This window comes from Maribacter sp. HS (assembly GCF_048059195.1).
GTDB classification, from domain to species: Bacteria; Bacteroidota; Bacteroidia; order Flavobacteriales; family Flavobacteriaceae; genus Maribacter; species Maribacter dokdonensis.
On record NZ_JAYLVV010000002.1, the window covers coordinates 534,607 to 559,644 of the forward strand.

Genomic DNA, 25,038 nt, shown 5'->3' on the forward strand with positions numbered 1-25,038 from the left:
CTAATCTTAATTAATAGAAATATTATGAAAAAAATAATTAAATATATAACCGTTGTTTTTGCAGCTGGAGTGTTATTCAACTCTTGTGAAACAACAGATCTAGATCTTAGGACTAGCCCTAATGATCTTGCTGCTGATCAAGCAGATCCTAACCTATTATTGAATTCAATTCAATTAGCGTATGTTGCTAACATGTATACAATAAATGATATTGGTTCTGAATTAACTAGAATTGATTACATGCTTGGTCGTAACTACTTTAATACATACCCTGGTGATACGTTTGATGACATCTGGGAACGTTTGTACAGTAGTACAGATGGTAATGGCGCTGTTTATAGCTCAACTGTAGATTTAGGTATATTCCCTAACGTTGACAACTTGCAAACTATAGATGCTGAAAGTGATATTGATTACTCTTTCCATATTGCCGTAGGTCAAACATTAAAAGCTCACATGCTTTTATTGTTAGTTGATTATCTTGGAAAAGCGACGTTGAGCGAAGCTGGCAATCCAGTTGATTTCCCTGCTCCTATGTTAGATGACGGTCAAGATGTTTATACTGGAGCGTTAGCCCTTTTAAGCGAAGCAGAAGCATTATTTGCAGCTGACCCAGCTACTCAAGGTGGAGAAGATTTCTTTTACGGTGGTGATACTGAAAATTGGATTAAATTAATTAACACCATTAGATTAAAAGCGGCTGTTACTACCGGTGACACAAGTACATTTAATTCTATAATTGCTGGAGGTGAATATATTGCAGATTCTGCAGATGATTTTCAATGGCAATATGGCACTAGAGAATTACAACCTGATACACGTCACCCAGATTATCAGAATGATTATACTACAAGTGGTGCAAACATTTACCAAAATAACTGGTTAATGAACAACATGATGGTAAGAAACGATCCTAGAATCAGATATTATTTCTATCGTCAAGAAAGCGCTACTCCTGGTGCAGCGGGTGAACCAGCCAATGAAGAGCTATTAGCTTGTTCTTTAGCTACACCACCGGCACATTATGACGGTTTCATCTATTGTTCCGTACCTAACGGATACTGGGGTAGATCTCATGGTAACAATGAAGGTACTCCTCCAGATGGTTTCCAAAGAACGGCTGTAGGTGTTTACCCTGCAGGAGGTCGTTTTGACGATAGCAGCTTTGATGTTGTAGGTCTTGGCCTTGGTGGCGGAGGTGGCGGTATAGAGCCGATCATCTTAGCATCTTATGTAGATTTCTGGCAAGCTGAAATGGCTTCATCTGCAGCTGAAAAAGCAACTTTCTTAGAGTCTGCAATGACCAAGTCTATAGCTAAAGTTCAAAGTTTTGGATCATTGGATTCTGGTGCAGATTTATCTGTAGCCCCTTCTGATGATGAAGTTACTACTTACATTGAAGATACGGTTGCTGATTACCTAGCGGCAACAGGAGATGATCAAATGAATATTTTATCTGAACAATACTGGATAGCACTTTACGGTGGTGGTGTTGAAGCATATAACTATTATAGAAGAACTGGCTTCCCTACTACATTGGCTCCAAACTGGGAGTTAAATCCAGGTGCTTTCCCAAGATCATTTTTGTATCCTCAGACAGAGGTTATTACAAACTCAAATGTATCGCAGAAATCAGATTTATCAACTCAAGTATTTTGGGATACAAATCCAGCCGGACCAGCATTCCCATCTGCTAACTAAAAAATAAGAAAATGAAAATAAACAATAAAATATTAGGCGCTATTCTAGGTGTTTCTACGCTACTAATATCATCATGTGATGATGGTGACAAAGTTATTGACACTGTTTTTGACGAAACAACTAGAGGTGCAGTTCTTAGAACAATTGAAGCAGACGGTATTTTTGATCGTTTTGATACTTCAACTACCTATGGGTTTACATTTGAAGAGCAAGATTACGAAGATGGTGATCTTTTGGAGAAAGTAGATCTATATATTAGCTTTGAAGATAATACTGAAGCTAATGGTGATTCCACTGTAGACGAAATTCTAATTGAAACTTTCTTACCTGCAGATTTTACAGATGGTGAATTTGGTTTACCTAGAGCTAGTTATGAAACCACTTTAGCTAACGCACTTTCTCAACTAGGTTTAGTTGAAGGTGATTTTGACGGTGGAGATGCTATTCAATTCCGTTTAATTTTAACTTTAACTGACGGAAGAACCTTTACCAATGACGATAGTACAGGTACAATCACAGGTTCTTTCTTTAATGCACCTTATTTCTATGCACCTATCATAAAATGTATTCCTCCAGCACCAGTTGCAGGTGAGTACACTATTGAAATGGAAGATAGTTATGGTGATGGATGGAACGGAGCTTCTATTGATGTTGTTATTGATGGTGTTGAAACATCTTACACTCTTGATAGTGGAGCTGCCGGTTCTCAAACATTTACAGTACCAGAGGGAACAGCTGAATTTACTTTAGCATTTTCTTCAGGTGACTGGGATGGTGAAATTACTTATGAAATTATTGCGCCAACTGGAGAATTAGCCCTTTCTGACGGCCCAACGCCAGCTGTAGGTGTTCAAACATTGAATATCTGTGGAGGGTAGTCTTAAATAATATTTCATTCATTAATATAGCTGCCTTATTTAAAAATTAAGGCAGCTATTTTGTTTACAACAACATATAACTTCCCCTTATGAAATTTGTATTAGAGTTCAATAGAATAAAGAAAATGACGAAAATTCTGATTTTGTCATTACTCCCAATAATGCACTCGTGCTCTGAACAAACAAATAGCAACTCAAAAGAAATTGCTGTAAATAAAAAAGAAACAACAAAAATTTTTGAAAAAATTACCAGTGAACATAGTTCTATAGACTTTAGCAATAACTTAATTGAGAATGTTGAAACTTATGAAAACGTTTTTAATTTTGATTATTTCTACAATGGGGCTGGAGTAGGCGTGGAAGATATCAATAATGACGGTTTATTAGATATTTTCTTTTCCGGCAATCAAGTTGACAATAAATTATATCTAAATAAAGGGAATTTTAAGTTTGAAGACATCTCCTCTACCGCCGGTATCAACATCAATAAAAAATGGTGCAACGGTGTTACTTTCGTAGACATTAACAATGATGGATGGCAAGATATATATGTCTCACAAGGCGGCCCTAACAATAGAAGTAATAGAAATAATCTCCTATATGTTAATAACCAAGATTTAACTTTTACGGAAAGTGCCACGGAGTATGGCTTAAACGATCCAGGAATATCTACACAATCTGCATTTTTCGATTATGATAACGACGGTGACTTAGATTGCATAGTCATGAACGAAAACGAATTATATGGTTTAGACCCAATCTCCCTATTAAAAACAGTAAATACCACCAAAGAATCTAAATATTTCAATAGCAGCCATTTTTACAAAAATGTCAATGGCAAATATGTAGATGTCACAAAAGAAGTAGGACTAGAAAACCCGATATTCGGTTTAGGTCTTTGTGTATCCGATATAAATTCCGATGGCTATTTAGACATTTACCTTTCAAGTGACTACTACCTGCCCGATGCTATATACATCAATAATCAAAAAGGCAAATTCACAAACCAAGTCAATCAATTAACACAACAAATTTCATTTTACGGTATGGGCTTGGACATTGGCGATATCAACAATGACAACTTACAAGATATATTTGTATTAGATATGGCTTCGAACGACCATTTTAGGGCTAAAACCCTTATGGCATCTATGAGTACAGAGAGATTCGACTTCTTAACAAAAACAGCCGGATTTCAACATCAATACATGTTTAACTCCTTACAGCTTAATCAAGGTAAAAACCATTATTCCAACATCTCACAATTAACCGGTATGGCGAGCTCTGATTGGAGCTGGTCTGTTTTAATGTCAGACTATAATAACGATGGCACAAAAGATGTATTCATTACCAACGGTTACCGCAAGTATGCATTAGATAATGATTTTCAGAACAAAGTATATAACGCCAAAATAAAATATAGAGGAAACATACCCATTAATTTAAAGCAACAACTTTACATTGAAATGCCATCTGAAAGTCTTAGCAATTTAATGTATCAAAATAACGGAAACTTAGAATTTCAAGAAGTAAGTACTGAGTGGGGATTAAATGAACTTACCTTTAGCAATGGTGCCGCACAAGCTGATTTTGACAACGACGGTGATTTAGACCTAGTGATCAACAATATTGACCAACAAGCGTTGGTATACAAAAATAACACGGTTGAAAACCAATTAGGCAATTTCTTGAAAGTTACAACTTCGGCTTCTACACCCGAATCTTTTGCCAAAGTAACCATTTCATATGCTGAAAAACAGCAATTTAATGAGATAAAAAGAGTTAGAGGGTACATGTCTTCACAAGAAAACGCTGCCCATTTTGGTATTGGTACAACAACCGTCATTGACACAGTTAAGGTAGAATGGCTTAGTGGAAAAATATCATACAAATACAATATAAAAGCCAACTCATTTTTAACGTTCTCTGAAGATAAAGCAGTAGTACCAAACGTGAAATCTTCACTAGGGTTTAACTCATTTTTTTCTCAAAAAAACGCTACTGATTTTAACTTGAATTACAGTCACCAAGAAACAACATACGACGATTTTGAGCAAGAAATTCTACTACCCTACAAACAGTCTAACACTGGTCCATTTATAGCTAAAGCGGATGTCAATGGTGATGGTAAAGAAGATATTTATGTTGGTGGAGGCTCTAGGCAAACAGGTACCTTATTTTTACAAACAGAAAATGGTTTTGTCAAGAACCCACAGCAATCTTTTGAATTAGACAAGGAAAAAGAGGATGCCGAATCCGTATTTTTTGATTTTGATAATGATGACGATCTGGACCTATATGTAGTTAGTGGTGGTAACGAATATGGAGAAAGCTCCTCATATTATGCAGATAGACTATATATAAACGACGGAAAAGGAAATTTTGAAAAACGTGACACGCCAATTTTACAATCTTTTCCAAAAAGTGGTAAATCTGTAACCATATTGGATTTTGATAAAGATGGTGATAACGATATTTTAGTAGGTAATAGAATCATACCACACAACTATCCAAAATTCAGTGCATCCATATTATATGAAAACGATAACGGTGTTTTAAAAAATGTTACAAATACTATTGCCCCGGAATTAGAGAATTTTGGACTGATCAATAGTATTATCACCACAGACTTCAACAATGACGGATGGCAGGATTTTATTGCCGTGGGGGAATGGACCCCAATTGGTATGTTTGAGAACAAAAATGGAAAATTTCAACGTCTATCATCAGAAAACTCAGTGCTAAATACTAAAGGATGGTGGTTTAAAATAAAAGAAACCGATATTAACAATGATGGTAACAAAGATTATATAGTAGGTAATGTAGGTAGAAATATAAAGTTTACTGCAAGTGAAGAAAAACCATTTAAAATATTTGCAACCGATTTTGATAATAATGGAATTAACGACGTTGTTTTAAGTAAAAAGTACCATGAAACTTATGTTCCTGTTAGAGGTAGAGAATGTTCTTCTCAGCAAATGCCTTTTATCAAAGAAAAATTTTCAACCTATAATGATTTTGCACATGCGACTATGGAGGATATTTATGGAGAAAAACTTAAAGATGCGTACACAAGCGAAGCTACAGACTTTAACTCCATAATATTGGTGAATCAAGGAAATAATACTTTTGAAAAAGTTACCTTACCTAATGAATCTCAATTATTTCCCACTTTAGCAATTTTATTATTTGACTTGAACAACGATGGTTTTGAAGATTGCGTACTATCTGGCAACATCTATGAAACAGAGGTTGAAACTCCAAGGCTTGATGCCATAACCGGTTTGGCATTAATTTCCAACGGAAAAGATGGATATACAACCACCTCTATAGATAAAACAGGAATGTATCTTAGAGGAAATGTAAAAAGTATGGAATCATTAAAATTCAACGAAAAGACGATAGTTGTTGCGGGTTTAAACAACGATAAATTGAGAACTTTCGAATTAACAAAAAATTAAACATACTGATTATAAGATGTTTAAAAAAAATATCTAAATTAAACATCTTAAACAACCATACCATGAGAAAAATTTTAATGTTAGCTATTACAGCAATAGTTAGTACAACTTTACAAGCTCAATATTCTGGTCAAGTACCAACAAATATGGGAGGAGCTAGTCAAAATGCGGCCGCTGGTGCTGCTATAGCCAACTTCTTAGGGCCAGTTAATGAAGCCTACCAAAAAAGAAGAGAAATAGACTTGGATAAATTTCAAGGCTCACCCTACACATCCAATACGTTTGCCCCAACCATCTTAAAATATAATGACGAAGTTGTTGGTAATATTTATTACAGGTACAATGCTTTGAATGAAGAAATAGAAATTAAAAAAACCTCTTCTGAAGACGAACCGTACAAAGCCTTGGTTAAGGACAAGGAAATTAGTTTACTTATCAATGCAAAACCTTTAAGTTTCAAAACTTTTGTTACTGAAAAAAATGAAACTATAAACGGCTATTTAACCTTGCTACAAAAAGGAAATACTTACGATTTGTACCAAAGAACACTTGTTAAATTTACCGAGGGTCAACCTGCACAAAATTCATTTGTAGCAGCAGTTCCTAGTAGGTTTACTAAATTTACAGAATACTATTTTCAAAAAGATGGGGTAAATAGAATTGATCAGATACCTCAAAAAAATAAAAAGCTTTTAAAATTAATAGATGCCTCTAAAAGAGAAGATTTAAAAATCTTTTTAAAGGAGAACAATCTAAATATTAAGAACGAGCAAGATTTAGCAAAAGTTTTTGACTATTTAAACAGTTAAAATTTAAATCTTAAGATTAATGACCGCCCAACAATAGTTGGGCGGTTTTTATTTACCTTTGCTCCATGCAAAAAACCACTCAAATTTATGGCTTAAGAGCCATCATAGAAGCCGTTAACTCCAATGAGGAAATAGATAAGGTATTTCTACAAAAAGGTCTTAAAGGAGATCTTATGAAAGAATTGGAAGGTTTATTGCGACGTAATGAAATCAATATGGTATACGTACCTGTTGAAAAACTAAATAGACTTACCAAAAACAATCACCAAGGTGCCGTTGCCAATATCTCCCCTATTTCATTTTATACCCTTGAAGATTTAGTAGAAAAAGCAAACGAAAAAGAGGGTCCTGCCCTATTTCTATTGTTAGACCAACTTTCTGATGTTCGCAATTTTGGTGCTATTATTAGAACAGCGGAATGTACCGGTGTTGATGGTATTATCGTTCAAAAGAAAGGTGCTGCTCCTGTTACGGCAGATACTATAAAGACCAGTGCCGGGGCTGCCTATAAAGTTCCCATTGCAAAGGTTGACCACTTAAAAGATGCTGTGTTTTATTTACAAACATCGGGAATAAAAGTTGTATCGGCTACAGAAAAAACAGATGACTCCGTATATGATGTACCCTTCAAAGTTTCTATTGCCATAGTAATGGGAGCGGAAGACCGCGGTATTACACCATCAATTTTAAAGGCTTCAGATTACAGGGCCAAACTTCCTTTATTAGGAGAAATTGGATCACTAAATGTGTCAGTGGCATGTGCAGTATTTTTATATGAAGCTGTTCGTCAGCGTCTATAATTTTCATAATTCACTACTTTTATTATCAACGTTATCTTTATAGATGTAGTTGATTTTCAATGTTTCTTCATTGACTTCAGCATCGTCTTTTGGCAACTCCCTAAAATTTCCATTTTCATCAAAATGTTGTAAAAAAAGGTCGTCATCTTCATTGTAATCATCTTTTTCCCAATCAAACTTAGTTGTTTTAGGAAAATGTGCTTTAACTACTTTCGCTAAAAACAAACCGGTAATAAAACCGGCTAAATGCCCTTCCCATGACATACCTTCTTTGACCGGGAATATATACCAAAGCATACTACCATAAATAAAGACTACAATTAAAGAAAGTGCTACAAGTCTAAAGTATGAGCTAAAAATTCCTTTAAAGAATATAAAACTGGCTAAAACATAAATAAGTCCGCTTGCACCAATATGATAAGATGTTCTACCTATGACCCAGGTCATAAAGCCAGATAAAAGAATGCCATAAAAAATGACTTTCCAAGCCACACTTCTATAAAAATACATTAGTGCCGAGAGCAATATTGCCAAGGGTATGGTATTGTTATACAAGTGTTCTAGAGACCCGTGAATAAACGGACTAAATACTATGCCACGTAAACCGGTTAATGTTCTTGGCATTACCCCAAGTTCATTAAAATTAACAACTAAGGAAAGTTCTACCCAGTATACCGCCCATATAATAATCATTGCCAAAAGTGGTACGGCAACAACATTATTGGAAAATTTAAAATGTGCCATTTCTGACATAAGCTACTTTTTATTATATAAATTACAATTATACTACCAATCTATACTAATTGGTCATATTGTCATTTCAATACTTACTTAACGATCAATTGGCTATTAACTTTATAATCTCTTTTAAGATTATCATATTTTTGTAATATGAACGAACCTTTAGCTGAGCGTGTACGCCCTAAAACATTAGACGAATATATTAGTCAACACCATTTGGTGGGTGAGAAAGGCTCGCTTACGCATCAAATTAAAAAGGGTTTTATTCCCTCTTTAATTTTATGGGGACCTCCTGGCACAGGAAAAACAACTTTGGCCAATATCATAGCGGAAGAAAGCAAAAGACCTTTTTATGTTCTTAGTGCTATTAATAGCGGAGTTAAGGACATACGCGAAGTTATTGATAAAGCTAAACAAGCCGGTGGTCTATTCACTGCAAAAAATCCGATTTTGTTTATTGATGAGATACACCGTTTTAGTAAGTCTCAACAGGATTCACTTTTAGCGGCCGTAGAAAAAGGTTGGGTCACATTAATTGGTGCCACTACCGAAAATCCTAGTTTTGAAGTAATACCCGCTTTACTCTCTCGTTGCCAAGTATATATTTTAAATGCCTTTGGAAAAACCGACTTGGAAAACCTTATCAAAAGGGCAATGGATAAGGATTCGATATTGAAATCTAAAAAAATAGATCTTAAGGAAACCGAAGCTTTATTACGAATATCTGGAGGCGATGGCAGAAAACTATTAAATGTTTTTGAATTGGTAGTTAATTCTGAAGAAAGCGACACCGTTGTTATCACCGATGAATTGGTACTTTCCAAGGTTCAGAAAAACACCGTACTATACGATAAGACAGGAGAGCAACATTATGATATTGTTTCTGCATTTATTAAATCTATACGCGGTAGTGACCCTAATGGAGCAGTATATTGGTTGGCTCGTATGATAGAAGGTGGTGAAGATATTAAATTCATTGCGCGTAGAATGCTCATCTCTGCTTCTGAGGATATTGGTTTGGCAAACCCTACGGCTTTGGTCATGGCGAACACCACTTTTCAGGCGGTAACAACTATAGGTTATCCAGAAGCACGTATAATACTTAGCCAATGTGCTATCTATTTAGCTACGTCGGCAAAGAGTAATGCCAGTTATATGGCAATAGGCAAAGCTCAACAGGCAGTTAAGCAAACAGGTAACCTTTCTGTTCCTCTACCTTTAAGAAATGCACCTACAAAGCTAATGAAAGATCTTGGTTATGGTCAAGAATATAAATATGCCCATGATTACCAGAACAACTTTGTGAATGCAGAATTTTTACCGGATGAAATTACCGGTACTACATTTTACAAACCTGGTAACAATGCGAGAGAAAAAAACCTTAGCGATTTTCTAAAGAACAGATGGAAAGACAAGTATGATTTTTAGAACTTAATATTCAGTTCTTCTTTAACCAAAGTATCGTTTTCATAATATTCAAAAACCCAAGTACCATCTTTTTGGTAAACCATACCATTCTTAGAATCGGTCTTTGCCATAAAAACATTTTCCGTAGAACTGTTCATTAAATTCATTCTCACTTTAGGCGAACTATCTACCAATTGATATCCGGTTTCAGTAGCTTGTGCATACCAAATATCTTTAATTGCAGACTTATTAACCTCTAAACCGTTAAGAGCCGGCTTATCCATTTCCGCCTTTTTAATATTAGATGTTACGGGAGTACGATCTTTATAATACTGTGTTTTCTCAGTTTCTTCTGAAACAACGGTAGCTTCTTTTTTAACCGGCGTATCTGCCATTTCTTTTTCTGCATCTATTACCTTTTTGGCAGAAGATGGGTCCAACTTCTTAACATCATTTTTATAACTAACCGTAATAGCCTCATTCTTTTCATTTTTACCACTGTATGAATAATTCATTCCATTAAATGAACGCATAGATTCCCTAATAGCTTCATTGTAGGCTACTTTATATTGCTTTTCTTTACTAATGCCCTGCATACTACTGTACACAATGTTATCATTACAATCAATCAAATTGATGATCGTTTTGGTAGAAAACATAGTGCTGTCATCTTGCAGATCAGCAATAACACCTAAACATCTGTTGAATTTTAAATCTTCCGGTAATTGATCGTCATATACCGTAGTAAAACCTTTACCCGTAAAAAGGTATTTTATCAATGTACTTGTTTGATGCTCGTTCATGTTCTTGAAAGCATCAAACTTTTTTGGAACAATAATATACTTGTAATCGTCCAAGTTTGCTTGGGCAAAAGTTGCATACCCAATGAATGTAAGAAGAATTGTAATAACTGTTTTCAAAACGACATAAAATTTAAATTCAATGTAATATATGAAAAAAGCATGCCAAAAAAATAAAATAGAGGTAAGAAGATGTACTATTTTCCACTACCCCATGAAATGATATTTAAACCGAACTGAAAAGAGGCATAGTTACTATCGGCTATATTATTATAAGATAATAAGTTGTCTGCCATTATGTAAAAATTAACGGGTCCGGCCTGTAGATTCATCCCTAAGCCTAAATTGGTATAACTAAATTTATCTACAGTATAAGTACCCTTAAATGCCAAAATATTACCTATTCTACGTGTATAAAACCCAGTTAAAGCCATTTGTGGTCCCCTTGGCCTATTGATCATATAGAATTGTCCCCCAAAAGAATTTCTATACTTTGTTCTCAATTCTCCTCCACCAGAAGATCCCGCCGTACAATCACAATTCTGCAGTCCACTATTGCCAACAGGTTCTCCAAAATCATTTCTAATAGAAGCATATAGCTTTGTTGGTCTAAAAGTGATATAGTTTTTAGTATTTGTATCAAATGGCACAGCAGCTTCAACTTCATCTACCAAATCTTGCCAAAAATCCCTATCTAGACTGGCAAAATTTTCTAAAATATCTATCTCTATACCTTCAACAGTGGTATTTCCTTCTAAATTGTAACTTTTAGGATCACTAGAATGGTATATAAAACCCAAATCCAACAAACTACCTGTTACCGTAGTTCTTTCACTCAAATGGTAAGTAAACCCAACATCAATTCCTACACCTAAGTCTCCACCAAAAAGCGCCCTATTTATAATTTCATTGGTAAGTAAATCATCATCGCTTGCATTATCCAAGTCCTGAAAACCAGAGGTCTGTAAAAGCAGATCGGCATTTAAGGTTGATGATATAATATTATTCTGACCTTCTATGTTTCTTAAGGACCCACTGTTACGCGTTGAACTGTAATCCACAATACCAGAATAAATTTTTCCCCTAGCACCTATGGTTAAATAACGGTCTACCTTTTTGTTGATCCCAAAATGTAAAACGTTCACCAAAGACCCACGGGTTTTTAGGTCTCCTAAATTATAACGTCTCCCTAACTGCCCTGCATTGCCGTCAAAAACTAAAAAAGCGTAGTCTTGGGGCCAGTAAGTAATATTATCCATTTCCAAATACCCTCCAAAAGAATAGAAGTAATTAGGATTTCTACCTCTAAAACCGCCCGTAAGATATTCTAATTGAACTGTTGTGCTAAACTCATCTCTTGGACCAAGACTATTTAAGGCACGCTCCCTAAATTTTACATTAATGTCCAAACCATCATCTGCAAAGAGGTCATGAACAGAAATACCGTTAGACCCAAAATTACCGGAAATACCAGATAGCAAGGGTACACCTGCAAACCATTTAAAATCTGATTCAACACCAGGGTTTAAGGAAAGTGATTGAGGTATTTCGTTAAAATCATAGAGCAGTTGTTTATTTTGAGCTCTGACACCCACTACAAAACAAATAGCAACAACAAAAAGGCAATGGTTGAATCTCATTGCAGTTCTAATGTAAATTGTGCACTAGAACGAAGCTCTATTGCCGAGTCTGGAATATCGGATTCACTGCTATTATCCCCTAAATTAACAGCGGTCAATCTTATTTTAGATGTTGTTCTAATGATATCCAAACTTTTACCTGTTGGACCGTATGCCACATCTCTGCTTAAAACAGAAGTTGGTGCCGGATCCATACTAAACACTTCGGTATCTATAACATTTTCATTTACATTTAAAAATTCAAGTCTTATTTCAATAGGTTTACTTGTTGTATTTTCCAGCTCATAGGTTAACACACCGGATATTACCCTCTCAGTAAAAAAAGGTTCTTCAAACGCATCAAAATTAAAATCTTGGGTAAAAAAATTGAGTCCGGATACTCTATTGATCAAAGTCTCTTGAGCCTTAACGTAAAAAATACTAGCTTCATAACTAGGAACAATGGCCAGCTCATCTATTTGATCAAAGTCTTGATTTTCAGAACAAGAGGTTAATATTAGGAAACCTAATAATAGCATATAAATAGTGCGTAACCCTTTCATCGACTCTACGAAGTTTTAAATAAGACAGGAATCTGTACTATTAGTAACTCTATAAAAACGATTTTATTTCTTCCAAATCATAAATAATAGGTGACAGATCATGCTTTTTTTCTTTATGCGCATTAAAATGAATGGTATAAAAACCTAAAGCTTTTGCACCCATGATATCCGCCTCTAGACTATCTCCGATCATAATTGAACATTCTGGTGTGGCACCTGCCTTTTTTAAAGCTAAATTGAAAATGATAGGGTTTGGTTTTTTGACTCCCGCCATCTCAGAATCTATAATTTGGTCAAAAAAATCATAAATCCCAGAATTTCTTAGTTTCCTTTCTTGTACCTCTTGAAAACCATTGGTAATGATATGTAGCTTATACTTAGGTCGTAAATAGTTCAATACCTCAATAGTATTAGGAAACAAAGAATTAAATGAAGACAAGTGATTAATGTATTCTTCGGATAATAAATGAATGACCTCATCAGAAGCCGGGTAATCCAATTCATCGAAAACAGATTTTAATCTTTGGTAGCGTAATTCTGCTTTGGTTATCTTCTCTTCACGGAAAAGTCTCCAAAACTTGAGATTAGCAGGTACATAAACTGCTAAAAAATCATGCAGTTCTATATCGATATTTTGCTCGTTAAAAATTTTCTGAAATGTATTTGCAGAGTTCTTGTCAAAATCCCAAAGGGTATGATCTAGATCAAAGAAAACATTGGTAACCTTATTGTGGAACATATTGTTGTTTGATTATCTCGGCATATAAAGACATCCAATCCCTATCATCTTTATTGCCTAAGACCTCATTAGAGAACATTGTTATAAGCGTACCATTCACTTTACGTACCTCATTAGTCAAAGCTTTTACCTGACATAAAACATCGTTGTCCTTTTTAATTTTTGATAATGAAATATCATGTATAGCAAACGGATGTATTTTTATTGGCTGCTTTACCTCTAATGGTATATCATAAAACTGAAATGCCGTGCATGTTCCGGCCCTAAACCCAAGTTCAAAGGTATATCCCATGGTATAATCATTTGTAAACTCGGCTGCAATTAAATTACGATAGGTTTGTGGTACATCTACCCTATTATATCTCATTTTAGAATTGTTCACTGGTCTATTTATGACCTCTTCCAAATTTGCCTTTTCTTTCTTCAACAGCTCTAAATCCGAAAATGAACTATAACTCGCCGCCATGGAAACGGGTACATAATCTGCCACATACTTTATAAGCGACTTAAATTTCATACTATTGGTAGAAACATTTTTATCGTACTTGGAATAATCTGCAAATTGAAAAAAGAAATTACATTTTACCTTATATCTTTTATGTAAATCTATGAGCTCTGCATAATTGTCATAAGGATCTTTTTGTCTGTTCAATCCTACTGCAATACGCTCGTAAACACGTTTAAATTTCAACGTCCCCAAATCCATCAACATACCCACCAAACCACGTACAACGCCCCGGTTTGCATAACAATGCGATGTAGCTACATCTATAACGGATATAAAGTCATAAGATTTGTGTTTAAATTCCAAATCTTCAAAGCGTTCCTTTAGTGCTTCTAATAATTTATAGGCCCAAATATCAACAACTGGTTTTAAAAGAAAACCATTCTGGTAGGCTACACTATCTTTTGGAGAAAATCTGCCATGAATATCCTTTACGTGTGGCAAATACTCTTCATACCTAGAAAGCATAAAAAAACTGGCAGCAAAAATATCGAAAGGTAAAGTACTTTTATCACCTGTCTGAAAAAAACAAGGTGTACCTTCCCAATCACCAATGTTCAATTGAACATCGTTAATGCCTTGCTCAAACAACAATTCATTACTACGAACAAAAAATTCATTCTGTAAGGGCTGTTTTGTATACGTGATTTTTGCCCCCGTATGTTTAATAAAATCTTCGACTTTGGTGGTGAAATCAATCTCAATCCCCAAAATACCCACAAAGATATGCCTCATAACATAGGTAAGGCGCGGTGTTATTTTATGTGTGTAGATCAATAACATTTATAGCATATTTTCATCTGCAAAGCTATAGTAACTTTTTTGGGTAATGATCAAATGGTCTAACACTTTAATATCTAAAGTTTCACTGGCCGTTTTAATCTTTTGGGTAATCTGTTTATCTGCTGCACTAGGTCTCAAAGTGCCCGATGGATGGTTATGGGCTAATATTATAGCAACCGCACCTAACTCTAACGCCTGTTTCATTACAATTCTCACATCTACAAGGGTACCAGTTATACCACCTTTACTCAATTGAGCCTTATGTAACACTTTATTGGAATTGTTGAGAAAAAGAATCCAGAATTCTTCATGTTCCAATTCTCCCAACATGGGATGTAAAATATGGTAAGCGTCTTTACTACTACCTATTTTCTCAATTTTAGGAGCATCTTCACCTCTTCTTCTTCTACCCACCTCTAAAGCTGCCGCAATGCTTACTGCTTTGGCTTCGCCAATACCTTTGAAAGCCATTAACTGCTTTATGGACAATCTACCCAATTCATTTAAATTGTTATCCACCGATGCCAAAATACGTTTTGAAAGCTCAACTGCGCTTTCTGACCTACTACCCGAACCTATCAAAATAGCGATCAATTCTGCATCGGACAAAACAGCACGGCCTTTGTTGACCAGCTTTTCTCTTGGCTTATCATCATCTGACCAATTTTTTATGGAGAACGAAACGGATTTATCCTGCATTGGCTAAAGATACAGAACAAATTATTTTATGCTAAATTTATACATCAAATTAAAATCATGAAATCATTATTAACAAAAGAGGCTTACGAAGAAATCAATCAAAGAATTGATCTTCTAACCCTAAACTCAGAAAAAGGATGGGGTAAAATGAGTGTTGGTCAAATGTGTTGGCACTGTCAATACCCTTTACAATTGGCTATTAAAAACAAACCTAACAATTCAAAAGGAAATTGGTTCATAAAGACTTTCTTCAAAAAATCATTGTACAATGACAAACCGTGGAGAAAAAATATGCCTACAGCTCCACAATTAAAAGCTAAGGAAGATAAAGACTTTGAAACGGAGCATAAACTATTAAAAAAATTGGTGAGCGATTTTTATGCCGTAAGAGACAGAGAAGAATGGCACCCACACCCAGCTTTTGGTACTTTTACAAAAGAACAGTGGGGTCAAGTTCAATACAAACACCTTGACCATCATTTAAAGCAGTTTGGAGTATAACTTGGTTGTTGAATAGAAACAAAATCAAGTTCAAAAAGACTTCATACTTTGTACTCTTTACCCTTTACCCTTTACTCTATTCCAACTTTGTACTTCCTCCTTAACTCAACAACCCGTGCAATTTGTTTAAATCGAATCCGCCATAATTACCTGAACTCATTAATAACAGCGTAGTATCCTTGTAAGATTGTGTTTCTAAATAATCATGAAATGATTTGGCGTCGGTAAAGATTTTTAAATCGTTGCGTTGAAATGCTTCTGATATTTGATCAGCGGTCACCGCCTCTAATTTCTTTATGGCTACAGATTCTGGCAAGAAGAAAATGACCGCTTCATCTGCAGCATCTAAGGCGCCCTTATATTCCTTTAAAAATTCTGGATTAAAACTGCTGTAAGTATGTAACTCCAAACAAGCTGTCAGTTTTCTATTTGGGTATTGTTCTTTAACTGCTCTGGTAGTTGCCGCAACTTTACTTGGTGAATGTGCAAAATCTTTATACGCAATACTGGTTGCTCCTTCTGCAATTTTTTCCAATCTTTTAGATGCGCCTTTAAATGTAGCTATGGCCTCATAAAAATCTTCCTCATCTACTCCCATATTCTGGCATATCCATTTTGCCCCCGCTAAGTTGCTTAAATTATGTTTACCAAAAACCTCAATTGGCATTGGCCCCTCATTAGTTTCTAAAAGGGTTTCCCCGTCTTCTACAGTATATTCAGGTGTGGAATATGGTAATTTTCTAATGGCATTTTCAGAGGACTCTACTACATCTTTTACAGTATCATCTTCAACATTGTAAGTAATAGAACCACCGTTTACAATACTATCTACAAATATTTTAAACTGCTCTACATAATTTTCAAAAGTTGGAAATACATTAATATGATCCCAGGCAATTCCACTTAGTAAGGCAATATTAGGTTGATACAGATGAAATTTAGGTCGCCTATCTATTGGAGATGACAGGTATTCATCGCCTTCTAAAACGATAAAATCATTATCCTCTGTTAAATGCACCATGCGATCAAAACCATCTAATTGTGCACCTACCATATAATCCACATCAATATCATGAAAATTAAGTACATGCAAGATCATTGAGGTAATAGTGGTTTTACCGTGACTACCACCAATTACTACCCTAGTTTTATTTTTTGATTGTTCATATAAAAATTCAGGATAAGAATAAATGGTAATTCCTAAATCTTGGGCTTTCAACAATTCAGGATTATCTGCTTTTGCATGCATACCAAGTACAATTGCATCTAGATCCATAGTGATTTTTTCAGGAAACCAACCAAATTCATCAGGTAATAATCCCTTGGCTTCCAATCTAGATTTAGAAGGTTCAAAAATAACATCATCACTTCCTGTAATAATGTATCCTTTATGTTCCAAGGCCAACGCTAAGTTATGCATGGCACTTCCTCCTATCGCAATAAAATGTATTCGCATTCCTAAATTTTAGGTGGCAAAGATACGTATTGTCCAATTAAAACTATGGAATACCTATAAGCTAAGGCCAACGGTTACATGTGAAAAGTGTGATTACACATCGATGAAATACACATAATTTTAACACTTTCTAACAATTTTAGTAGTACTCACCTTACATTTTAAGTGTTTTACAACAAATAATTTCCTACATATAGGAACAAAAATACCTTAGCCGTTATCAAAAACATATTCAGCAATCAACCCCCTTTGAATGAATAACCTAAAATTCAAGCTCTTAACATTTCTGTTTTTCTTGACCGGCATTCTAAGCCAAGTTCAAGCTCAATGCGCCGGTGAAAATGCAACTGTTGAAGTTTGTGAGAAAGACGCTGACGTTGCTAATCGTAATTTTGATTTATTTTCTAGATTAGGTGGCACACCTACTTCTGGTGGTACATGGGCAACCAACAACCCCGAAAATTTTTATGCCCTAAACCAAAATACGGGTATCGTAGACCTTTGGCGAATTAATAATTATGGCACCCATTCTTTTGTTTACACCAATGCGGATTGTAACCAAAGTGCAACGCTAACCATTGTTCTTGGAGGATACCCCGGCGAAGATAATATAGATGGTAGCGCTAATGCGTGTGGTGATGACAGTAGTGTAAACTTGCATGGTTTTCTAGGCAGTAATGTAGACGGTAAAGTACAAGATTTTAATGGCTTGTGGGAAGAAGACCCTGCAACTTTTACCGGTCAATTAAATGAAAATTTATTCAATGCAAGAGAAGCAGGACCCGGAATATACAATTTTACGTATACGGTACCTGAAGTAAATGGTTGTTCAAGAAGAACCTCAACAGTAATATTAGAGGTGCATCCACCACCAAATGCAGGTACGGCTCCCGTTCTAACCTTTTGTGCAGGAGATGATCTATCGGCTTACACCGCATTTGATCTTAGCGAACATTTAATAGGCGAAGACCCTAACGGTACCTGGACAGAAAATGGAACCAACCAATTAAGTGACCTTAATGATACTATCATTAATATTGAAGAAATATATAACAATTTTGGGTATGGAGATTTCACCTTCAATTACACCGTTTTCCCCAGCCATCCGGTTTGTGAAAAAAGAGTGTCTGAAGTAAGCATAAGAATATTACCAATATTAGATGGCACAATTGCTGCCGATGATATCTGTGTAGGAGAAAGCTATGTTGTTGAACTAGCTTATGACAATACGCTTTTACACAATGGCGATTTTATACTACAGTATCTCGTTAACAATGACGTAGGCGAATCGCCAACAACTTTGATTGACGGCAATGGAAGTTTTGTAATTGACCAAGGTTTGGTGCCTTTAAATGAAGAGGTTTCCTTAGAAGTTATTGGTATAAGAAGTGTAACGCCTCCCCGAGATGTTTGCCCAAGAGTTATAGTACCACCTACCACTTTTTTAGTGACAAGTTCAGATATTACTGCTGAAAATATATGCATACAGACAGAAAATACCATTCAAATTATTGAAATTCTTGATGCTGACGGCAATTTTGCAACTGGCAACTTCTCTACGACGTACGCATTGACAACTCCTGATGGAAGTACCACAAGTTCTCCAACATTTGAGCTTGAATTCACCAATGGTAATGCTTCATTTATAGTGCCTGAGAGTAATTTCACTTTGGACGGGGAATACACTATTAGACCTACTATTTCAGGCATTTATGCAACAAGTTGCCCATTGGTAGATACTTTTACAGTTACCCCTTTACCCGACGCCATTCAACTGGACCTCATTGTAGATAACAGTTGTGATGCAACACAAATAGATGTTTTGGTAGATGCACCTACGCTACCCAATGGCACATATACGATAACCTATGATGTTACCGAATTAGGTTCCAACACCGTACTAACCACGAATACGATCAACTTTACAGGTGGTACTGCCGCCTATCAAATAGACGTTGATGCCTTACCTACCGGTAATTATACCGCAAGTGTACGCAGTATTCAAAACGATACCACCCCTTGCCGATTGGACTTTGAGTTCGAAGAGACCGAAAATTTTTCCCGCGGAGGTGTTCCAGATGCCCCACAAGCCGTTGCCAACCAGATATTTTGCATTAGCGAATATCCTGATGGAGCTACATTAATAGATATTGAGGTTACGGCAGATGGAGATGTATTATTCTATGATACCGAAACGGACAATAATATTCTGCCCATTTCCACGGCACTGGTAGATGGTGAAGATTATTATGTGACCAATAGTGATCCACTCACCAATTGCGAAGGTACCGATCGGGTTCAAATTACGGTAAGCTTTAGTAATCCCAATGCCCCAACGGCAAGTACGGTTAATCCGCTTTTTTGTGCGGAAACGAATGCGACCCTTTCCAACATATCTATTGATATTACCGCAGGTAGTTCTATTACTTGGTTTGATGCCGCTACCGGTGGAAGTGAATTAGCAGCATCAACAATTTTGGTTGACAATCAATCTTACTTTGCAGCCACTAACAGTAACGGTTGTAACAGTTCCGATCGTTTAGAAATAATCCCTACAGTGGTTACTGTTACCCCAACATCTTTAACTTCAGATATGTTACAGGTCTGTGGACTGGATAATCCGACCATAACAGACTTAAGATCATTAGAAAATGAAACCGACTATGAAGTACGTTGGTTTATTACCGAAAACGGCGGTTCGCCACTACAAGATGACGACTTGTTACTAGAAAATACCACGTACTACGCAGAAAATTATGATCCACTTACCGGATGCTCTGCTGCAACAAGGGTTCCCGTTACCATAGATTTCAGTGATTGTGACCCCGAAAATTATGATTTTTTCATCCCGGACGGATTCTCACCGAATGCCGATGGCAAAAACGATACTTTCTTTATTCCTAATATAGAAACCATATTCCCCAATTTCACATTAGAAATATTGAACAGGTACGGCTCCACATTATTTAAAGGTGATATTTCCAATCCTGCCTGGGATGGTAGCAACGGATCGTCAACAGCACCTAACGGGGTATATTTCTACATTATTAACTATAACAAAGGTAATGCCGCACCTATTCAAGGGCATCTATACTTAAACAGATAACCCATGCACAAAAAAATTACAAACACAACTTGGGGCATCTGCATAGTTATGCTTCTGTTCTCAATAAAACTGCAAGGTCAACAAGATCCGCAATATACCCAATACATGTACAACATGAACGTGGTAAACCCTGCATATACCACCAATGAACCAGGAATGCTGAATTTTGGTACGTTATACAGGACCCAATGGGAAAATGCGGTAGGCGCACCAAAAACCCTAACCTTCTTTGCCCATGCACCGCTATCTAAAAAAATTGAGATGGGCACCTCTATAATATCAGATGATATAGGAGACGGATCTTTAAAGGAAAACAATATCTATGTAGATTTTGCCTACATTTTGAAACTCGATGAAAAGAGCAATTTAAGCTTAGGATTAAAAGGGGGTATTACCACATTTGAAACCAATTTCAATGGCTTTAGGTTACCAGAAGTACAAGATGATCCAGCATTCAATGAAAACCTTAATAACACCTACCCTAATATTGGCATTGGAGCTTTTTATAATCGTGATAAGTTTTATGCCGGTCTGTCCATACCCAATTTACTGACATCTAAACATATTGAAAATAAAGACGGTATTACACGTTTGGGCGCAGAAGCCATTCATCTTTTTGGAATGGCCGGTTATGTGTTTGACGTAAATTCCAATTTAAAATTAAAACCATCTATTTTAACAAAAATGGTATCCGGCGCACCTGTAACAGCAGATTTTTCGTTCAACGCGCTGTTCAATAACCGTTTAGAAGGAGGAATTTCTTATAGAACAGATGACTCGGTAAGTGCCATGTTCAATATTTCCATAATACCCTCACTACGTATAGGTTATGCTTATGACTATACCTTATCAAATTTAGGGGCATTCAATAATGGCTCACATGAAATATTTGTATTGTTCAACTTAGACCTTTGGGGACTTAAAAAGGGCTATGATAAATCTCCTAGATTCTACTAATATGAAAAAAATACAATTATACTTCATCATTTGTATCGGCATTTTTCAAACAGCTTGGTCTCAACAAGACTTAAAACGTGCCAATGATCTGTTTACCAAAGCCCACTACGCAGATGCCATTTCCTTGTACGAAGCTGCCCTGCCCTATAATAAAAATAGTGAGGTTATTAAAAATTTGGCAGATAGCTACTACCATACCTTTGACCTTAAGGCTGCTGCACGTTGGTACCATTACTTAATTTCAAATTATGGTGATAAGGTTAACGAGCAGTATTATTTTAAGCTAAGCCAGTCATTAAAAGCTATTGGCGAATATGAAGAAGCAAATAATGTTCTAACCGATTTTTACACCAAGGAAAGCAAGCTAGAACATCTAGAGAAGTTAAAACAAGATATTACATATTTAGAAAATGTAAGTGCCATTGGTGATCGCTTTGCCATTGAAAACAGTAATTTCAATACTACGACCTCAGAATTTGGGGCAATGCAAATTGGCAATGCTATTTGGTATACCGCAACACAGAAAAAAAACAATCAAAAAACCTATAGGTGGAATAATCAAAATTATTTGGATATCTACACCCATGCCATTGACAAGGAACATTTAGGGGATAGTATTAGTATAAGTTTATCCAATACGATAAATTCCAAATTACATGAAGGATCTTTTACTGTCACTCCTGATGGGAAAACCATGTACTTTACCCGCAACAATTATAAGAATGGAAAACGAAAGACAAATGATGAAAAGGTTTCAAATTTAAAGATCTACAGTGCTCAATTATTGGACGGGGAATGGAAAAATATTACTGAATTACCTTTTAACAGTGATGACTTTTCAAATGAACACCCTGCTATTAATAAAGAAGGTTCCAAGTTATTTTTCTCTTCGGACAGACCTGGCGGTTATGGTTCTTTTGATATTTACGTAGTGAATCTGCAGGATGATAATTCCTTTAGCACACCAGTTAATTTAGGCAGTATTATTAATACGGATAAGAAAGAACAGTTTCCCTTTATTGCCAGTGATGGCACCCTCTACTTTTCATCTAACGGGCACCCGGGTTTTGGGCTTTTAGATGTATTTGTATCAACAAACGAAAAGGGTATTTTTCAAAAACCTGACAACTTAGGCTTACCCGTAAATAGTGGATATGATGATTTTGCATATGTTCTAAATGGTGATGGCAATTCTGGCTATTTTGCGAGCAATAGACCCACAGGTAAAGGAAGCGATGACATCTATAGTTTTAAAGAAACCAAAGAATTAAAGATAGAGGACTGCCAGCAATTTATTACGGGCATTATAACCGACCGCACTACCCTACAGCCTTTAATGGATGTTACCGTTGATTTATTGGATAGCGAAAATCAGATCATTGAATCCCGCATTACAGCAGAGGACGGTGCGTTCAAATTCAATATTGACTGTGAGGCCATGTATACCGTAAAAGCTTCGAAAGCTGAATATGAAGGTAATTCAAAAAATATTCGTAGTTCAAAGAAAAGAAATGCCGAACATGATGCATCAATGGATCTTTACTCCGTTCATGAAAAGCAAAAAGCAGCCGCTTTGGCTCTGCAAAAGAAACAAGAAGCTGAAAAATTACGTGCGGAACAATTGGCAATCAAAAAATTAGAAGCTGAGAAGAAAGCCCAGTTAATGGCAGAAAAACAAGCCAAGGAAAAAGCTGAACGCTTGGAGCAAGAGAGAATCGTTGAAAAAGCAAAAACAGAAAAAGCCTTGGTGAAGAAAATTGAAGACGCCATAAAGACCGAAGAAGCTTTGGTCAAAGAAACCGACCGAACAATTATAAAAACAGAAGAAATTCATTTTGATTATAGTCTTTGGTATTTAAGAAGAGAATCTCGAGAACGCTTACAGACGGTAATTGAAGTAATGAAAGAAAATCCAGGTATTATAATTGAAATTGGCACACATACAGATATTAGGGGAAATAGCATATACAATAAAGACCTATCTCAAAAACGCGCAGATTCTGCAAGGGATTATTTAGTTAAAAATGGTATTGCATCTGCCAGGATAGTATCTAAAGGTTACGGGGAATCAAAACCCATTGTGGTTTGCGCCACTGAAAGCGCGTGCTCAGAAGAAGATCATGAATGGAACAGAAGATGCGAATTTGTGGTTATAGGATGGGACTATACCCAATAGTCTTAATTAAAATCTGATCCAATTTGTCATTTCCAACATTTACAATTGAAATTGATTCATGTATCTTTAAGTGCTAAAACTTAAATTATGAATCTAAACCTTGCAGATATCAATCCTGTAGAAATAATGCCAGGATTTCATGGTAAATTAATCCATACAGACCAAATAAGCATGGCATTTTGGGAGGTTAAAAAAGGAGCCGAAGTAACCAGTCATTCTCATATGAACGAGCAAATTATGCATGTTATGGAAGGTGAATTTCAGTTTACATTAGAGGGAGATACAAAAGTCTGCCACCCAGGCGATATCGTAATAATACCCCCAAATAAACTCCACAGTGGCAAGGCATTGACAGACTGTAAATTAATGGATATTTTTTGCCCTACAAGAGAAGAATATCGTTGATAATCCACTCATTTTTGAATTCCAATGAACATATCCCTAAAACATAAAAAAGCTTTAGTTGGTGGTAGCAGTGCCGGTATTGGCAAAGCTATTGCACAACAATTGGCGGCTAGCGGCGCGAGTGTGACCTTAATGTCTCACAGCGAAGAAAAATTACACCACATAGTTACACAACTACCTACAGACCAAGGACAACAGCACCAATATCTTGCGGTAGATTTCAATAATTTTAAAGATTACAAGAAAGTAATCGGTACATATTTTGAGAACAATACGGTTGATATATTGGTAAACAATACCCAAGGACCTGCCGCCGGAAGTGCTACCGAAAAAAACATTGACGATTACCAAAGTGCCTTTGACCTATTGTTCAAAACCGTAGTTTATACAACAGAGTTGGCATTAAAATCAATGAAGAGCAATAATTGGGGGCGGGTTATCAATGTGGCTTCAGTTTCTGTAAAGGAACCTTTGGCATACCTGGCATTGTCCAACTCCATAAGAGCAGCGGTTGTCACTTGGGCAAAAACCTTGACTACAGATGTTGGCAAACATCATATTACGGTAAATAGTGTATTAACAGGATACTTCAACACCAACCGGATTGCACAGTTAAACGCTAAAAAAGCGGAGCAGCTTGGTATTGATCAAAGTGAAGTTCTTAAAGAAATGGAATCAAGGGTAGCCGTAAAACGAATTGGAGAACCAGAAGAATATGGTTATCTGGTAGCATTTTTAGCATCTAATGAGGCGGCATATATTACCGGTACCAATATCCCTATAGATGGCGGACTTTTAAAATCCCTGTAAATATTATATAGGTAGCATTTAGAAGATTTTTACCTAAACATCATACGTGTTAGCATAGCTATTTTCTTCAAAATACCTCACCCTTATTGTAGCACATTAAAAAACCTTATCTTCCTTCCTAC

20 protein-coding genes are annotated in these 25,038 nt (G+C 36.0%); 12 read left to right on the forward strand and 8 right to left on the reverse strand.

Annotated features, from left to right (window positions below; genetic code table 11):
- Nucleotides 1-24: 24 nt before the first annotated feature.
- The 5 genes from VBZ51_RS02515 to rlmB all read left to right on the forward strand — a co-directional run bounded on the left by VBZ51_RS02515 (nt 25) and on the right by rlmB (nt 7,649).
- Entirely contained in the window at nt 25-1,701 is a 1,677-nt protein-coding gene (locus tag VBZ51_RS02515; protein ID WP_058103833.1) for a SusD/RagB family nutrient-binding outer membrane lipoprotein, read from the forward strand.
- An 11-nt stretch (nt 1,702-1,712) separates the two neighbouring features.
- The gene (locus tag VBZ51_RS02520) at nt 1,713-2,579 is read left to right on the forward strand and encodes a hypothetical protein (RefSeq protein ID WP_071341358.1); all 867 of its coding nucleotides are present in this window, start codon (nt 1,713-1,715) and stop codon (nt 2,577-2,579) included.
- 89 nt (nt 2,580-2,668) lie between these two features.
- The gene (locus VBZ51_RS02525; protein WP_416575953.1) at nt 2,669-6,040 is read left to right on the forward strand and encodes a VCBS repeat-containing protein; all 3,372 of its coding nucleotides are present in this window, start codon (nt 2,669-2,671) and stop codon (nt 6,038-6,040) included.
- 62 nt (nt 6,041-6,102) lie between these two features.
- Nucleotides 6,103-6,849, forward strand: coding sequence for a hypothetical protein (locus VBZ51_RS02530; RefSeq protein WP_215996524.1), 747 nt, complete (start codon nt 6,103-6,105; stop codon nt 6,847-6,849).
- Between the two features lie 65 nt (nt 6,850-6,914).
- On the forward strand, nt 6,915-7,649 hold the full coding sequence (gene rlmB, locus VBZ51_RS02535) for a 23S rRNA (guanosine(2251)-2'-O)-methyltransferase RlmB (protein WP_416575954.1): 735 nt from the start codon (nt 6,915-6,917) through the stop codon (nt 7,647-7,649).
- 3 nt (nt 7,650-7,652) lie between these two features.
- On the opposite strand, the gene VBZ51_RS02540 is transcribed toward rlmB, so the two are convergent.
- Nucleotides 7,653-8,402: a rhomboid family intramembrane serine protease gene (locus VBZ51_RS02540; protein ID WP_416575955.1), complete on the reverse strand. Its 750-nt coding sequence runs from the start codon at nt 8,400-8,402 to the stop codon at nt 7,653-7,655.
- Nucleotides 8,403-8,540: 138 nt separating this feature from the next.
- Here VBZ51_RS02540 and VBZ51_RS02545 point away from each other — a divergent pair, with 138 nt between their 5' ends.
- The gene (locus tag VBZ51_RS02545; RefSeq protein WP_416575956.1) at nt 8,541-9,818 is read left to right on the forward strand and encodes a replication-associated recombination protein A; all 1,278 of its coding nucleotides are present in this window, start codon (nt 8,541-8,543) and stop codon (nt 9,816-9,818) included.
- On the opposite strand, the gene VBZ51_RS02550 is transcribed toward VBZ51_RS02545, so the two are convergent.
- The 6 genes from VBZ51_RS02550 to radC form a co-directional block, all read right to left on the reverse strand.
- Nucleotides 9,815-10,717, reverse strand: a complete 903-nt coding sequence (locus tag VBZ51_RS02550) for a hypothetical protein (protein ID WP_416575957.1) — start codon at nt 10,715-10,717, stop codon at nt 9,815-9,817. The genes VBZ51_RS02545 and VBZ51_RS02550 overlap by 4 nt on opposite strands.
- A gap of 77 nt (nt 10,718-10,794) precedes the next feature.
- Nucleotides 10,795-12,237, reverse strand: a complete 1,443-nt coding sequence (locus tag VBZ51_RS02555) for a DUF5723 family protein (protein WP_416575958.1) — start codon at nt 12,235-12,237, stop codon at nt 10,795-10,797.
- Nucleotides 12,234-12,779 carry a hypothetical protein gene (locus tag VBZ51_RS02560; RefSeq protein WP_416575959.1) on the reverse strand — a complete coding sequence of 182 codons (546 nt, stop codon included), beginning with the start codon at nt 12,777-12,779 and terminating at the stop codon, nt 12,234-12,236. The genes VBZ51_RS02555 and VBZ51_RS02560 overlap by 4 nt, the downstream gene beginning before the upstream one ends.
- A 49-nt stretch (nt 12,780-12,828) precedes the next feature.
- Nucleotides 12,829-13,518: a YjjG family noncanonical pyrimidine nucleotidase gene (locus VBZ51_RS02565; RefSeq protein WP_416575960.1), complete on the reverse strand. Its 690-nt coding sequence runs from the start codon at nt 13,516-13,518 to the stop codon at nt 12,829-12,831.
- Nucleotides 13,505-14,758 (reverse strand): polysaccharide deacetylase family protein, encoded by a 1,254-nt coding sequence (locus VBZ51_RS02570; protein ID WP_416575961.1) that lies wholly within the window; start codon nt 14,756-14,758, stop codon nt 13,505-13,507. Before VBZ51_RS02570 ends, VBZ51_RS02565 begins: the two co-directional genes overlap by 14 nt.
- Nucleotides 14,759-14,806: 48 nt before the next feature.
- On the reverse strand, nt 14,807-15,505 hold the full coding sequence (radC, locus tag VBZ51_RS02575; protein WP_058103845.1) for a RadC family protein: 699 nt from the start codon (nt 15,503-15,505) through the stop codon (nt 14,807-14,809).
- 57 nt (nt 15,506-15,562) lie between these two features.
- On the opposite strand from radC, the gene VBZ51_RS02580 reads away from it, so the two are divergent.
- Nucleotides 15,563-16,006, forward strand: coding sequence for a DUF1569 domain-containing protein (locus VBZ51_RS02580; protein WP_071341347.1), 444 nt, complete (start codon nt 15,563-15,565; stop codon nt 16,004-16,006).
- Nucleotides 16,007-16,106: 100 nt separating this feature from the next.
- Here VBZ51_RS02580 and VBZ51_RS02585 read toward each other — a convergent pair whose 3' ends face one another.
- On the reverse strand, nt 16,107-17,462 hold the full coding sequence (locus VBZ51_RS02585; RefSeq protein ID WP_416575962.1) for a UDP-N-acetylmuramate--L-alanine ligase: 1,356 nt from the start codon (nt 17,460-17,462) through the stop codon (nt 16,107-16,109).
- Between the two features lie 253 nt (nt 17,463-17,715).
- Here VBZ51_RS02585 and VBZ51_RS02590 point away from each other — a divergent pair, with 253 nt between their 5' ends.
- The 5 genes from VBZ51_RS02590 (at nt 17,716) to VBZ51_RS02610 (ending at nt 24,916) form a co-directional block, all read left to right on the forward strand.
- Nucleotides 17,716-20,568 carry a gliding motility-associated C-terminal domain-containing protein gene (locus VBZ51_RS02590; RefSeq protein WP_416575963.1) on the forward strand — a complete coding sequence of 951 codons (2,853 nt, stop codon included), beginning with the start codon at nt 17,716-17,718 and terminating at the stop codon, nt 20,566-20,568.
- 3 nt (nt 20,569-20,571) lie between these two features.
- On the forward strand, nt 20,572-21,525 hold the full coding sequence (locus VBZ51_RS02595) for a type IX secretion system membrane protein PorP/SprF (RefSeq protein ID WP_416575964.1): 954 nt from the start codon (nt 20,572-20,574) through the stop codon (nt 21,523-21,525).
- A gap of 1 nt (nt 21,526) precedes the next feature.
- Nucleotides 21,527-23,701, forward strand: coding sequence for an OmpA family protein (locus VBZ51_RS02600; protein ID WP_416575965.1), 2,175 nt, complete (start codon nt 21,527-21,529; stop codon nt 23,699-23,701).
- An 87-nt stretch (nt 23,702-23,788) separates the two neighbouring features.
- Nucleotides 23,789-24,106: a cupin domain-containing protein gene (locus tag VBZ51_RS02605; protein ID WP_416575966.1), complete on the forward strand. Its 318-nt coding sequence runs from the start codon at nt 23,789-23,791 to the stop codon at nt 24,104-24,106.
- 24 nt (nt 24,107-24,130) lie between these two features.
- Nucleotides 24,131-24,916, forward strand: coding sequence for an SDR family oxidoreductase (locus VBZ51_RS02610; protein ID WP_416575967.1), 786 nt, complete (start codon nt 24,131-24,133; stop codon nt 24,914-24,916).
- Nucleotides 24,917-25,038 lie beyond the last annotated feature (122 nt).

Coding starts and splice junctions, on each gene's coding strand:
- VBZ51_RS02515 (WP_058103833.1), top strand. CDS start 25: ATGAAAAAAATAATTAAATATATAACCGTTGTTTTTGCAGCTGGAGTG.
- VBZ51_RS02585 (WP_416575962.1), bottom strand. CDS start 17,462: ATGCGAATACATTTTATTGCGATAGGAGGAAGTGCCATGCATAACTTA.
- VBZ51_RS02595 (WP_416575964.1), top strand. CDS start 20,572: ATGCACAAAAAAATTACAAACACAACTTGGGGCATCTGCATAGTTATG.
- VBZ51_RS02610 (WP_416575967.1), top strand. CDS start 24,131: ATGAACATATCCCTAAAACATAAAAAAGCTTTAGTTGGTGGTAGCAGT.
- VBZ51_RS02545 (WP_416575956.1), top strand. CDS start 8,541: ATGAACGAACCTTTAGCTGAGCGTGTACGCCCTAAAACATTAGACGAA.
- VBZ51_RS02600 (WP_416575965.1), top strand. CDS start 21,527: ATGAAAAAAATACAATTATACTTCATCATTTGTATCGGCATTTTTCAA.
- VBZ51_RS02540 (WP_416575955.1), bottom strand. CDS start 8,402: ATGTCAGAAATGGCACATTTTAAATTTTCCAATAATGTTGTTGCCGTA.
- VBZ51_RS02565 (WP_416575960.1), bottom strand. CDS start 13,518: ATGTTCCACAATAAGGTTACCAATGTTTTCTTTGATCTAGATCATACC.
- VBZ51_RS02570 (WP_416575961.1), bottom strand. CDS start 14,758: ATGAGGCATATCTTTGTGGGTATTTTGGGGATTGAGATTGATTTCACC.
- VBZ51_RS02530 (WP_215996524.1), top strand. CDS start 6,103: ATGAGAAAAATTTTAATGTTAGCTATTACAGCAATAGTTAGTACAACT.
- VBZ51_RS02580 (WP_071341347.1), top strand. CDS start 15,563: ATGAAATCATTATTAACAAAAGAGGCTTACGAAGAAATCAATCAAAGA.
- VBZ51_RS02560 (WP_416575959.1), bottom strand. CDS start 12,779: ATGAAAGGGTTACGCACTATTTATATGCTATTATTAGGTTTCCTAATA.
- VBZ51_RS02525 (WP_416575953.1), top strand. CDS start 2,669: ATGAAATTTGTATTAGAGTTCAATAGAATAAAGAAAATGACGAAAATT.
- VBZ51_RS02590 (WP_416575963.1), top strand. CDS start 17,716: ATGAATAACCTAAAATTCAAGCTCTTAACATTTCTGTTTTTCTTGACC.
- rlmB (WP_416575954.1), top strand. CDS start 6,915: ATGCAAAAAACCACTCAAATTTATGGCTTAAGAGCCATCATAGAAGCC.
- radC (WP_058103845.1), bottom strand. CDS start 15,505: ATGCAGGATAAATCCGTTTCGTTCTCCATAAAAAATTGGTCAGATGAT.
- VBZ51_RS02555 (WP_416575958.1), bottom strand. CDS start 12,237: ATGAGATTCAACCATTGCCTTTTTGTTGTTGCTATTTGTTTTGTAGTG.
- VBZ51_RS02605 (WP_416575966.1), top strand. CDS start 23,789: ATGAATCTAAACCTTGCAGATATCAATCCTGTAGAAATAATGCCAGGA.
- VBZ51_RS02520 (WP_071341358.1), top strand. CDS start 1,713: ATGAAAATAAACAATAAAATATTAGGCGCTATTCTAGGTGTTTCTACG.